Annotated in this window: 10 protein-coding genes; 3 read left to right on the top strand and 7 right to left on the bottom strand. The window is 69.4% G+C overall.

What is annotated here, in order from left to right; translation table 11 throughout:
* Window positions 1-2: 2 nt before the first annotated feature.
* Complete coding sequence (locus tag AB6807_RS02900; RefSeq protein WP_371083435.1) at window positions 3-749, bottom strand: Crp/Fnr family transcriptional regulator; 747 nt, start codon at window positions 747-749, stop codon at window positions 3-5.
* Window positions 750-884: 135 nt separating this feature from the next.
* On the opposite strand from AB6807_RS02900, the gene AB6807_RS02895 reads away from it, so the two are divergent.
* The 3 genes from AB6807_RS02895 to AB6807_RS02885 all read left to right on the top strand — a co-directional run bounded on the left by AB6807_RS02895 (window position 885) and on the right by AB6807_RS02885 (window position 4,685).
* Window positions 885-1,475 carry an HD domain-containing protein gene (locus AB6807_RS02895; RefSeq protein WP_116908732.1) on the top strand — a complete coding sequence of 197 codons (591 nt, stop codon included), beginning with the start codon at window positions 885-887 and terminating at the stop codon, window positions 1,473-1,475.
* 26 nt (window positions 1,476-1,501) lie between these two features.
* Entirely contained in the window at window positions 1,502-2,269 is a 768-nt protein-coding gene (locus tag AB6807_RS02890; protein ID WP_371083434.1) for a class II aldolase/adducin family protein, read from the top strand.
* A 97-nt stretch (window positions 2,270-2,366) separates the two neighbouring features.
* Window positions 2,367-4,685, top strand: a complete 2,319-nt coding sequence (locus tag AB6807_RS02885) for a glycoside hydrolase family 3 N-terminal domain-containing protein (RefSeq protein WP_371083433.1) — start codon at window positions 2,367-2,369, stop codon at window positions 4,683-4,685.
* Window positions 4,686-4,719: 34 nt separating this feature from the next.
* Here the strand turns inward: AB6807_RS02885 and AB6807_RS02880 are convergent, their stop codons facing one another.
* The 6 genes from AB6807_RS02880 to AB6807_RS02855 all read right to left on the bottom strand — a co-directional run bounded on the left by AB6807_RS02880 (window position 4,720) and on the right by AB6807_RS02855 (window position 11,980).
* Entirely contained in the window at window positions 4,720-6,474 is a 1,755-nt protein-coding gene (locus AB6807_RS02880; protein ID WP_371083432.1) for a YadA family autotransporter adhesin, read from the bottom strand.
* Window positions 6,475-6,503: 29 nt separating this feature from the next.
* Complete coding sequence (locus AB6807_RS02875; RefSeq protein ID WP_371083431.1) at window positions 6,504-8,756, bottom strand: phosphocholine-specific phospholipase C; 2,253 nt, start codon at window positions 8,754-8,756, stop codon at window positions 6,504-6,506.
* Between the two features lie 78 nt (window positions 8,757-8,834).
* On the bottom strand, window positions 8,835-9,035 hold the full coding sequence (locus tag AB6807_RS02870) for a hypothetical protein (protein WP_371083430.1): 201 nt from the start codon (window positions 9,033-9,035) through the stop codon (window positions 8,835-8,837).
* Window positions 9,036-9,196: 161 nt separating this feature from the next.
* Window positions 9,197-10,195: a phosphonate ABC transporter, permease protein PhnE gene (gene phnE, locus AB6807_RS02865; RefSeq protein ID WP_371083429.1), complete on the bottom strand. Its 999-nt coding sequence runs from the start codon at window positions 10,193-10,195 to the stop codon at window positions 9,197-9,199.
* Entirely contained in the window at window positions 10,192-11,028 is an 837-nt protein-coding gene (gene phnC / locus AB6807_RS02860; protein WP_371083428.1) for a phosphonate ABC transporter ATP-binding protein, read from the bottom strand. Before phnC ends, phnE begins: the two co-directional genes overlap by 4 nt.
* Window positions 11,029-11,044: 16 nt before the next feature.
* Window positions 11,045-11,980 (bottom strand): phosphate/phosphite/phosphonate ABC transporter substrate-binding protein, encoded by a 936-nt coding sequence (locus AB6807_RS02855; RefSeq protein WP_116908723.1) that lies wholly within the window; start codon window positions 11,978-11,980, stop codon window positions 11,045-11,047.
* Window positions 11,981-12,069: the final 89 nt, after the last annotated feature.

The following is a 12,069-nucleotide window of genomic DNA, read 5'->3' as shown; positions in this document are numbered from 1 at the left end:
GCCTACCCCGTGCTCACCAGCGCCTGCAGCGCATCGAGCGACAGCAGCTCGATGCGCCCGTAGCCCAGCGAGATCACGCCCTCGCTCGCCAGCGCGTTGAGCTCCTTCGACAGCGTTTGCCGCGTCACGCCGAGCATCATCGCCAGCGCCTCCTGCGACAGCTTCACCACATGCCGCAGCAGCACCGACTGCGTGGCGTCGCCGCGCGCCAGCACCAGCAGCCGATGCGCCACCCGCGCGCGCAGGCTGCGCAGCGTCGCGTCCTCGGTGAGGCCGTAGAGCATGCGCACGCGCGCGGCCAGCATCGCGGCCATGGCGTTGGAGAAGACCACGTCGCGCATCTGCCGCGCAAAGGCCTCGGGCGGCACCACCAGCAGGTCGAGCGCCTCCAGCGCGGTGGCGTCGTGGGTGCGCGGCGAGCCGTCGATGAGCGTGATCTCGCCGAACCAGATGCCCGGCTCCAGCATGGCGAGGATGGCCTCGCGCCCGTCCTGGCGCAGCGACGAGATCTTGATGGTGCCCGCCACCAGCCCATAGAAGCCGCCGCCGGCCGCCTCGATCGAATCGCCCTGGCGGAACACCATGGCGCCGCGGCGCACGTGGATGAGCTCGGCCGACGCCACCAGCGCGTCGCGCTGCGCGCGCGGCATGCTGGTGAACCAGGGGTTGCGTTCCAGCGCGGCGCGGTGCGGGGCCGAGAGCCGTGGCTTCGGGGAAGCAGGAGCAGAAGAAGGTGGGGAAGAAGGCATGTCGAAGCGTGCGCCGTCTCCCTGGCGACAGGGGTTAACGAGCACCCTGCATTGTCAAATTTTTGACAGTTGAGCGTCAAGCCGGGGTCTACAGTGACCGGCACCCCACGACACACAAGAACGGAGCCCCTCCCGATGAACGCACGCGCAAGTTTCAAGAGCATGCAGGAAAGCACCCGCGAAGACTGGCAACTGATCGGCGGCGAATTCATGCAGTTCACCACCGGGCTGCCCGCGCGCGTGATCAAGCACCTGCAGATCCTGGAGGGCGACTACGGCGGCTTTCCGGTCGACCGCTACACCCACTCGCTGCAGACCGCCACGCGCGCGCTGCGCGACGGCCGCGACGAGGAGTACGTGGTGTGCGCGCTGCTGCACGACATCGGCGACACGCTGGGCAGCTTCAACCACCCCGACATCGCCGCGGCCATCCTCAAGCCCTTCGTGAGCGAGGCCAACCACTGGATGGTGCAGAACCACGGCATCTTCCAGGGCCACTACTTCTTTCACCACATCGGCCTGAACCGCGACATGCGCGACAACTTCAGGGACCACCCGCACTACGAGCGCACGGCCGAGTTCTGCGCGCTCTACGACAACCCCGCCTTCGACCCGCAGGCCGAGACGCTGCCGATCGCGGAGTTCGAACCCATGCTGCGCCGCGTGATGGCGCAGCCCAAACAGAGCATCTACAAGGCCGCGCTCTCCGAACCCGCCGCGGCCTGAGACCCACCACGAAGGACATCCCCGACATGAACGCTTTTTCCCAACCCGAAATCCAGAAGCTCGTCTCCGCCGAAGAGTGGCAGCTTCGCGTCGACCTTGCCGCCTGCTACCGCCTGGTGGCGCTGTACGGCTGGAGCGACCTGGTGTTCACCCACATCAGCGCGCGCGTGCCGGGCCCCGAGCACCACTTCCTGATCAACCCGTACGGGCTGATGTTCGACGAGATCACCGCCTCCAGCCTGGTGAAGGTCGACCAGCAGTGCAACAAGGTCATCGACTCGCCCTACCCCGTGAACCCCGCGGGCTTCGTGATCCACAGCGCGGTGCATGCCGCGCGCGAAGACATCCAGTGCGTGCTGCACACGCACACCAAGGCCGGCATCGCCGTGAGCGCGCAGAAGAACGGCGTGCTGCCCATCAGCCAGCAGTCGACCTTCGTGCTGGCCTCGCTGGCGTACCACGACTACGAAGGCGTGGCCTTCCGCGACGACGAGAAGCCGCGCCTGCAGGCCGACATGGGCCACGCCAACTTCCTCATGCTGCGCAACCACGGCCTGCTGACCTGCGGCAAGACCATCGCCGACGCCTTCCTGTCGATGTACACCTTCGAGAACACCTGCCAGATCCAGATCGCGGCGCAGTCCGGCGGCAGCGAGCTCACGCACGTGAACCCGAAGATCGTCGAGGGCGTGGGCCAGGCCATGAAGGTGCAGACCGGCGGCCTGGGCGGCAGCTTCGTGTGGCCGTCGTTGATCCGCAAGCTCGACCGCGTGGACGACAGCTACAAGCAGTAAGCGCCGCCCGTTTTTTCGATGGCTGCCGGTGCCTGCGCGACGGGTGCCGGCGGCTATTTTTTTGGGGCGATTCGCTTTCGGCCCAAAATGATGCGCCATGAGCGTTCGAAACCTTGGCTTCGCCGGCCTGATTGCGCTGGCCTCCGTCTCCTTCTCCCCCACCCTTCCCGCCGCCGAAAAAGCCCCTGCCGGGGCACCGGTGCAGGCTTTGCCACCTGTGCTCCCGTTGGCGGCCGGCGTGCGCAGCGAGGCCGACATCGACGCGCTCATCGCCCGCATGACCGTGCAGGAAAAGGCCGGCCAGCTCAGCCTCTACGGCCCCGCCGACATCGACACCCCCAACAACCCGCAGGCCGGCTGGCGCAATGCCCAGCAGGAAACGCAGGACGTGCGCACCGGCCGCCTCACGGGCCTCTTCAACAACGCCGGCCTGGAGGGCAAGCGCCGGCTGCAGCAGATCGCGGTGAAGGAGTCGCGCCTGGGCATTCCGCTGATCTTCGGCGCCGACGTGATCCACGGTTTTCGCACCATGTTCCCGATGCCGCTGGCCGAGGCCTCCAGCTGGGAGCCCGCGCTGGCCGAACGCACCGCGCGCGCGGCGGCGGTCGAGGCCACGGCCGACGGCTTCAGATGGACTTTCGCGCCCATGGTCGACATCGCGCGCGACGCGCGCTGGGGCCGCGGCCTCGAAGGCGTGGGCGAAGACGTGTACCTGGCGCGGCAGTTCGCCGCGGCGCGCGTGCGCGGCTTCCAGGGGCCCGACCTCGCGCGGCCCGATGCCATGCTGGCCACGCCCAAGCACTTCGCGGCCTATGGCGCGGCCGAGGGCGGGCTGGACTACAACGTGAGCGACATCTCGGAGCGCACGCTGCGCGAGGTGTACCTGCCGCCGTTTCGCGCCGCGCTGGACGCGGGGGCGCTGTCGATCATGAGCGCGTTCAACGAGATCGGCGGCGTGCCCTCCACCGCCAACCCCGCGCTGCTCACCGGCGTGCTGCGCGACGAGTGGAAGTTCCAGGGCTTCGTGGTCTCCGACTACACCGCCGACGAAGAGCTGGTGGAGCACGGCTACGCCGCCAACCCGCGCGAGGCCGCCAAGCAGGCCTTCATGGCCGGCACCGACGTGAGCATGCAAAGCGGCCTGTACATGCGCTACCTGCCCGACCTGGTGGCCTCGGGCGAGGTGCCGGTGTCGCGGCTCGACGAGGCCGTGCGCCGCGTGCTGCGCGTGAAGATGAAGCTGGGCCTGTTCGACGACCCCATGCACGGGCTGGACGGCCCGCCCGCCGCGCAACGCGCGGAGAACCCCGCCTTCATCGAACTGGCCCGCGAGAGCGCGCGCCGCTCCATCGTCATGCTGAAGAACGAGCGCATGCTGCTTCCGCTGCCCAAGGCCGGCACCAGGATCGCGCTGGTCGGCCCCTTCGCCGAAGGCACCATCGACCTGATGGGCGCCTGGAGCCTGTTCCCGGGACAGTCGGCGCCGGTGGGCATCGACCAGGGCCTGCGCGCCGCGCTGGGCCCGGGCTCGTCAGTGAACGTGGTGCGCGGCTCGGGCATCGAGAGCGCGCTGCCCGGCGGCATCGACGCGGCCGTGGCCGCCGCGCGCGACGCCGACGTGGTGCTGCTGGCCGTCGGCGAGAGCCAGAAGATGTCGGGCGAGGCCCGCTCGCGCAGCGACATCGGCCTGCCGCAGGCGCAGCAGGACCTGGCCGAGGCCGTGGCCGCCACCGGCAAGCCGGTGGTGGTGCTGCTGAGCAACGGCCGCGCCATGGCGCTGAAGGGCGCGGTGCGCAATGCGCGCGCCGTCCTGGTCACGTGGTTCCTCGGCGTGCAGACGGGCAACGCCATTGCCGACGTGCTGTTCGGCGACTTCAACCCCTCGGGCCGCCTGCCCGTGAGTTTTCCGCAGGCCGCCGGCCAGGTGCCCTACTACTACGGCCACAAGCGCACCGGCCGCCCCACGCCCGAGAACGCACCCGACACCGCCTTCAAGGCGCGCTTCATCGACACGACCAACGAGGCGCTCTACCCCTTCGGCTTCGGCCTGGGCTACGCGCCCGTGCGCTACGACAGCGTGGAGCTGAGCCAGGAGCGCATGACCCTGTCGGACACGCTGCGCGTGCGCGCCACCGTGACCAACACCGGCCAGCGCGAGGCCGACGAAGTGGTGCAGCTCTACATTGCCGAGCGCGCCGCCAGCGTGACGCGCCCGGTGCGCGAGCTGAAGGGCTTTCGCAAGATCAGCATCGCGCCGGGCGCCTCGCAGCAGGTGGAGTTCACGCTCACGGCCGACGACCTGAAGTTCATCGGCCGCGACATGAAGCCCGTGGTCGAGCCCGGGGAGTTCGACCTGTGGGTGGCGCCTTCGGCCGCGGGCGGCATCCGCAAGCGCTTCGTGCTGACGCGCGATTGAGCTGCGGCCTGGCCGCGACTGAAGCGCAAGCCCCTCAGTCGAACACGCCCGTCAGCGCCACCCGCGTCACCACGCCCGAGCTGTTCGCGCCCACGCCCAGCGTGACGCTGTAGCGCCCGTCCTGCGTGGTGTGGCGAATGGAGCCGCCCAGCGCGCTTTCGCTGCGGTAGTTGCCCAGGCCCACCGCATAGCTCAGCTTGCCGGGCACCATCGGCGCGGCTTCCATGGCGGCCACGCTGGCGATGCCGGCGTAGGCGCGGCGTGCGTTGTCGTCGATCTGCCCCTGCAGGCGGGCCGCCGTCGCGTCGGTGTAGGCCTTGCCCAGCGGCAGGCCCTGCGCGGCGATGGTGTCGGTGTAGGCATTGGCCGAGGCCACGCCGTCTTTCACCATGCCCTGCACCTGGCCGACGTTGGTGGCGTCGGTGGCCGCGCTGCCGGGCGCCACGCCCGTGAGCTGCCGGTTGCCCAGCGCCACCTCGCCCACCGACGACTGCACGCCCGCCAGCCCGATGGCCGTGTACGCCGCCTGCGCACCGCGCGTGGTCGTGCTGCCCGCGCCCAGCGCCACGCTGTTCTCGTGGCTGGCCGTGGCGTTGCTGCCCAGCGCAATGGCGTTGTCGGCGCTGGCGCGCGACGACGCGCCAAGCGAAATGCCCTGGCTCGCGTTCACGTACACGCCCGCGTCGTTGCCGATGGCGATGTTGCCGTTGCCGCTCACGTGCTGGCCGGCGCCGTTGCCCTGCGCCAGGTTGCCGTTGCCCACCACGCCCTGGCCGGCCGCGTTGCCGAACGACAGGTTCTGGCTGCCCTGCACGCCGCCGCCCGCGGCCTGGCCGGTCGCGACGTTGTTGTTGCCCGAGACCTGCGCGCCGGCCTGCATGCCGCTGGCCTGGTTGCCCGAGCCCGTCACGCCCGCGCCGGCGCCCTGGCCGGAGGCGATGTTGTTGCTGCCGTTCACGTTGCCGCCCGCGCCGTTGCCGTAGGCCTGGTTGGCGTTGCCCGTCACGTTGCTGCCGGCGCTGGTGCCGTAGGCCTCGTTGTCGGAGCCGCTCACGTGCTGGCCCGCGTTGCTGCCGGTGGCGTCGTTGCGGTTGCCGGTGACGAACTGGCCGGCCGCGTAGCCGGTGGAGTTGTTGTAGTCGCCGGTCACGTTCTCGCCCGCGCTGCGGCCCATGGTCTGGTTCCAGCCGCCGACCACGTTGGTGCCCGCGTAGTAGCCGATCGCCTGGTTGGCGTTCTTGCCCGACACGTTGGTGCCCGCGCCCTCGCCGATGGCCAGGTTCCAGTTGGTGCTGACGTTGTTTCCCGCGCCGTTGCCCAGGCTCACGTTGCTGCTGCCGGTGACGGTCATGCCGGCGTTGGTGCCCATCGCGTTGTTGTCGGAGCCGGTCACGCCGCTGCCGGCGTGAAAGCCCATGGCGTTGTTGTGATCGCCGGTGACGTTGTCTCCCGCGCTGCGGCCGATGGCCTGGTTCCAGCCGCCCTTGACGTTGTCGCCGGCCTGGAAGCCGATGGCCTGGTTGGCGTTGCCGCCGCTCACGCCCACGCCCGCACCGTCGCCGATGGCGAGGTTGAAATTGGTGCTCACGTTGTTGCCGGTGCCGGCGCCCAGCGCCTGGTTGTTGGTGCCGGTGACGCCGGTGCTGCCGGTGCCCGTGCCGATGCCGAGGTTCGACTTGGCCGGGTCCCAGGTGGTGGTCTGGGCCTGTACCAGCCCGCTGCCCGAGCCGAGCGCGACGGCCAGCCCGAGCAGGGCTGCGCCGCGCGTGGCGCGCTTGTTGTGCTTCATGGTGTCTGTGCGGGTGAAGGTGGCGGTGCTCAGCCCTTCAGGTGCAGCGCCATCGCGGGGTCGCTCACGCCGGGCTTGCCGGTTTCCACGCGGCCCGAGAAGCGGCGTTCGAAGTTGGCGCCGCTCACGGTGAAGTCGTACCAGTGGCCGCTGTCGTCCAGGTTCCAGTGCAGCGTGCCGGTGCCGCCCGCCGCCACCTCCAGCGACCAGGGGCCGTCGCCGCGGTAGGCGTTGGAGGTGACCGTGACAGTGCCCGCCGCCGTGCCGATGTTGTGCACCTTCAGGTAGACCTGGCCGGTGGCCGGCTCGTAGCAGACCTGCGCCTCGGGCTTGAAGGCCGCGGCGTCGGCCGCGAGCGCATCGCCCTTGAAGGTGCGCACGAAACCGTTGCTGCTGTACACCCACAGCTCGTACTTGCCGCTGTCGGTGGCGCCGGTGTTCCAGTAGTCCGAGAGCTGCTTGCCGGCTTCCACCGTGTAGCGGCGCGGAATGAGGTCGAGGTGCAGCTTGTCGTACACATGGAACACGGCGCCCTGCGTGCCGGTGTTCGAGAAGATCAGCTGCAGCATGCCGCGCGCCTCGACGCGCGCGCTGGTGTGCAGCTCGTAGGGCAGCGCGCGAGAAAAGCGCGTGCCGGTCTCCTGAAACAGCGGCTGCGGCGTGGTGGGCGCGGTGGTGACCGGGGCCGTGGGCAGCAGCTTTTGCGCCGCGTTGATCGCGGGGAAGTTGCTGGTGTCGGGCAGCTTGGGCACCACCGGGTCGTTGGGGCTCACGAAGTCGAAGCACGAGGTCAGGTCGCCGCACACCGCGCGGTGCCACGGGCTGATGGCGTCCACCGTGATGCCGAAGCGCTGCTCCAGGAAGCGGCCCAGCGAGGTGTGGTCGAACACCTGCGAATTGACCCAGCCGCCCTTGCTCCAAGGAGACACCACGTACATCGGCACGCGCGAGCTCAGGCCCCAGGGGCGCACCTTGCTGCTGGTGGTGTCGGCCGCGTTCAGGTAGCTGCCCACCGAGGCGTCGAAGTACTCGCCGTCCAGCGGCACGGTCGATTTGCCCATCAGCGTGCCGCTGGCGTCGTACGAAGGCACCGCGGGCATCGCCAGGTGGTCGAAGAAGCCGTCGTTCTCGTCGAAGGTGACGAACAGCGCGGTCTTGCTCCACACCGTGGGGTTGGACGTGAGCGCGGCCAGCACGTCGGAGATGAAGTCGGCCGCGCCGGCCACGCCTTCGCTGCTGCCCGGGTGCTCGGCCAGCGCCTGCGTGGGCAGCACCCACGAGACCTGCGGCAGCGTGTCGTTCATGACGTCCTGCTTGAGCTGCGCCAGGAAGTTGACGGCGCCGTCGGCCGCCGCCGGGCCGCCCGTGAGGCCGTGCTCGTAGTTGGGCGAGCCGGGCTGCGCGGTGCGGAAGCTCTCGAAGGCCAGGCAGCCGTTCATGGCGCCCGTCCAGTTGTTGTTCATGTTCTGGTAGATGTGCCAGCTGATGCCGGCCTTCTGCAGCACGTCGGGCAGGGTGTCCCACTTGAACGAGTTGTTGACGTACTTGTAGTTGTACGCGCCCGTGCCCGGGTCTTTCTGGCCGGTGCCGTCGGCCTGCTGCGCGCGGCCCGCGACCCAGCTCGACGGGCTGGGCCAGCAGCGCGAGTTGACGGGCTCCGAGTCGGTGTCGGTGCTGTTGATGCCCTTCTTGCGCAGCTCCGGGTTGAAGTTGGAGCCCGACCAGAACACGATGCGGTTCGGGTCGGTGCCGGTGAGGATGGAGCAGTGGTAGCCGTCGCACAGCGTGAAGGCGTCGGCCAGCGCGAACTGGAACGGAATGTCGTCGCGCAGGTAGAAGCCCATGGTCGCCTGGTTCTTGAACTGGATCCAGCGGTCCATCTTCCCCTGGTTCCATGCGCCCTGCATGTCGGGAAAGTTGTGCGGCGTGCCCGAGCCGATCAGCGCGTTGCCCACGCGCGAGTCGCGCCGGAAGGGCTGGATGTCGGGGCCGCCCACGACGGAGTTGGGCTGGTAGTACACCGGCTTGCCGCTGGCCAGCGGAATCGGAAAGCGGTCGCCGAAGCCGCGCACGCCGCGCAGCGTGCCGAAGTAGTGGTCGAAGCTGCGGTTCTCCTGCATGAGGATGACGATGTGCTTCACGTCCTTGATGGTGCCGGTGTCGACCGCGGCCTCGACGGCCAGCGCCTTGCGGATCGATGGCGGCAGCAGCGTGAGGGCCGAGGCCGCGCCGACGGCGCCGGCCGACTTGCGGAAGAAATCGCGACGGTTGGTGGTGTTCATGGGGAGTCTTTCAACGCGGGCAAAAACAAAAAATGGGAGGCAGGTCGATGGATGAAGGCGAACGGCTCAGCGCGCAGTTCAGGGCGCGCACTTCAGGGCCGGCGCGGCCGGCTGGTCGGGCTGCTGCGGTGTGGTGGTCGGCGGCGTGGTGCCGGCGGGCGGCAGCACCGGCACACCGCCACCACCCCCGCCGCCGCCACAGGCGGCCAGGCTCAGGCACAGCAGGAGACCGGCCGCGGCCGAAGCGACGAAGCCATGGCGGGAGGCACGTGGAGTCATGACAATTTCCTTTGATCGAAGAGGGGACGTGGGACGAACGACGGGCAAGGCGGGGCCGAGCAGCCCCCTGGGGGTTGCACCGGCGTGAAGAAATTCAGGGGTGTGGTGCGCTATGGCCCACGGCGACCGTGGGCGCTTTCGGCGCGCGAGGACGTCAGGGCTCAGGCATAGCGGCTGCGCAGGCGCGCTGCGAGGCGGTCGAGCACCAGCACGGTGAGAAAGATGGCGATGAGGATGGTGCCGACGTGCGCGTAGTTGTACATGTCGTAGCGGCCCTTCAGCTCCTGCCCGATGCCGCCCGCGCCCACCAGCCCCACCACCGTGGCCATGCGCACGTTGCGGTCGAGCACGTACAGCGTGTAGGCGATGAACTGCGGCATCACCTGCGGCAGCACCGCGAAGCGCATCACCTTCAACCTGTTCGCGCCAATGGCGCGCAGTGCCTCCTGCGGCTTGTCGTCGGCGGTCTCGATGTCTTCCGCGTAGAACTTGCCCAGGAAGCCCGCCGAGTGCAGCGCCAGCGCCAGCACGCCGGCGATGGGACCGAAGCCGTAGGCCAGCACCAGGAACAGCGCGCTCACCAGCTCGGGCACCGCGCGGCACAGGCCGACCACGCTGCGCGCCAGCGTGTACACGACGCGGTTGGGCGTGTAGTTCTTCGCGCTGCACCAGGCCAGCGGCGCGCTCAGCACGATGGCCAGCAGCGTGGCCCAGATGGCGATCTCGAAGGTTTCCAGCATCTTCACCGCCACGTGCCAGAGGTAGCCGAAGGGCTCCACCAGCTCTTCGCGGGTGTCGATGCGTTCTTCCATCTGCAGCGTCTGCGGGTTGAGCTTGGGCTCGCGCGTTTCCACCGTTTCCACATGCGAGAACCAGGGCAGCCGGTTGCGGTCGAAGCCCTCGACGCGTGCGACCTCGGTGCGCTCCGAGACCTGCGGCGGAAACAGCGAGCGCGCGATGGTGCTCAGCCCCGACAGCACCTGCGACTGCTCGCGCAGGCCGACCGCCGCGAGCACGCCTTCGCCGGTGAGCGACAGCATGCGGCCCATTTCCACGCGCTGGCCGGCGAAGTAGCCGAGCACCAGCACGAGCAGCAGCACGGCGAGGCTGCGCGCGCCGTAGGGGCGCGGCAGGTTCCAGGCGGATGCGGGGCGGTTCATTGCGCGAGCTCCAGCGCGCCGGCGTGCAGCGGGAGCGCGGCCTCGGGTTCCGCAGCATGGTCGCCGGACCGCACCGCAGGTACGGGCACGGGCACCGCCACGGGCTCGCGTCCATAGATCGCATCGAACACCTGCGGATCGAAGGCACCCGGTGCCCCGTCGAACACCACCGCGCCGTGGCGCAGCGCGACGATGCGGTCGGCGAACTCGCAGGCCAGCTCGATCTGGTGCAGGCTGCACAGCACCGTGGTGCCGCGCTCGCGCGCCTGCGTGCGCAGCAGCGAGAGCACGTCGTGGCTGGTCTGCGGGTCGAGGCTGGCCACGGGCTCGTCGGCCAGCACCAGCGGCGGCTCGAGCATGAAGGCGCGCGCAATGCCCACGCGCTGCTGCTGCCCGCCCGAAAGCTCGCTCACGCGGCGCAGCAGGTGCTGCTCCTGCAGGCCCACCGATTCGACGAGCTCGCAGGCCTTGCGGCGCGCTTCGTCGGTGAACAACCCCAGCAGCGCGCGCCAGGTCGGCATGGCCGGCAGCGCACCGGCGAGCACGTTGTCGGCCACCGACGAACGCGTGACCAGGTTGAACTGCTGGTGGATCATGCCGATGCGCGGGCGGATGCGGGCCAGCGAATCGGCCGCGATGCGCACGCCCTCGACCTGCACCGTGCCGCGCGTGGGCTTCACCAGCCCGTTGGCCATGCGCAGCAGCGTCGACTTGCCCGCGCCCGAAGAGCCCAGCACCACGCAGAACTGCCCCGCGGGCACCTGCAGCGAGACGTCGCCGAGCGCCTGCGTGCCGTCGGCATAGCGCATGGCGACCGATTCGAAATTCAGCATGGCGTGCCCTGCCCGCTCAGCGCTGCGCGGCCTTGGCCAGGATGCGGCCCTTGAGCTCGTCGGTGAGCAGGCCCAGCTTCTCGGCCGCCACGTTGAACTCGTCTTCGGAGAATTTGGTGTCGTAGCCGTCGATCTTGCCGCCGCCGTAGCCGCGGATCATGTCGGGCGTGATGCCGGGGGCCTTGTTCACGGTCTGGAAGGCGTCCTTCAGCTTCGCCTTCAGCGGCTCGGGCAGCTTCGAGTTGAGCGCGAGCGGCGGGTACGGAATGGCCATGCTCCTGGCAATGACCTTCACCGTCTTCGGATCGACCGCGCCCTGCTTCACCGCCTTCTCGTAGGAGTCGAACGACAGCGAGGCCACGTCGACCTGGTCCTGCACCAGCGCGGCCAGGCTGCTGGCGTGGCTGCCGGTCATGCGAATGGCCGACAGGTCGCGCGCCGGGTCCATGCCCGCGTCCATCAGCATCGCGACCTGGAAGGTGAAGCTCGACGCCGAGTTGACGTCGCCGAAGGCCACGCGCTTGCCCTTCACGTCGTTGATGCCCGCAATGGGCGCGGAGGCCTTGGCGAACATGCCGGCGTAGTACACCGAGGCGCCCTTCTCCACGCCCACGGCCAGCAGCTGCGCGCAGCCGCGCTTGTGGGCCTGCACGTAGGCCACCGGACCGAAGAAGGCGATGTCCGCGAGCTGGTTGCACATGCCCTCGACCACGGCCCCGTAGGACTGGCCCACCTTCAGGTCGAAGTTCAGGCCCGTGGTGCGCGTGATGGCGTTGAACACCGGCGCGTAGTCGGCCTTGGTGCCCGACTCGGTGCCGCCATCGGCGGGAATCAGCAGCACGCGCAGCGGGTGCGCGGGCGAGCCGTCGGCCACGGACTGGGCCTGCGCCGGCAGGGAGAGCGCGGCGGTCAGCGAGACGGCGGCGGAGGCAAGGGCCAGGAGCTTTTTCATGGTGCGTTTCTTTCGTTTCGGGGGCTGGGTTCGGTAGCCGATGCCTGGAACTTTAGAAAACGAAGATGACAAGCAAATGAAATTTGCTC

The sequence above is a fragment of the Variovorax sp. RCC_210 genome (assembly GCF_041355175.1).
Lineage (GTDB): Bacteria > Pseudomonadota > Gammaproteobacteria > Burkholderiales > Burkholderiaceae_C > Variovorax.
Note: the sequence above shows the minus strand (reverse complement) of the source record. Positions and strands in the feature narration are given on the sequence as shown.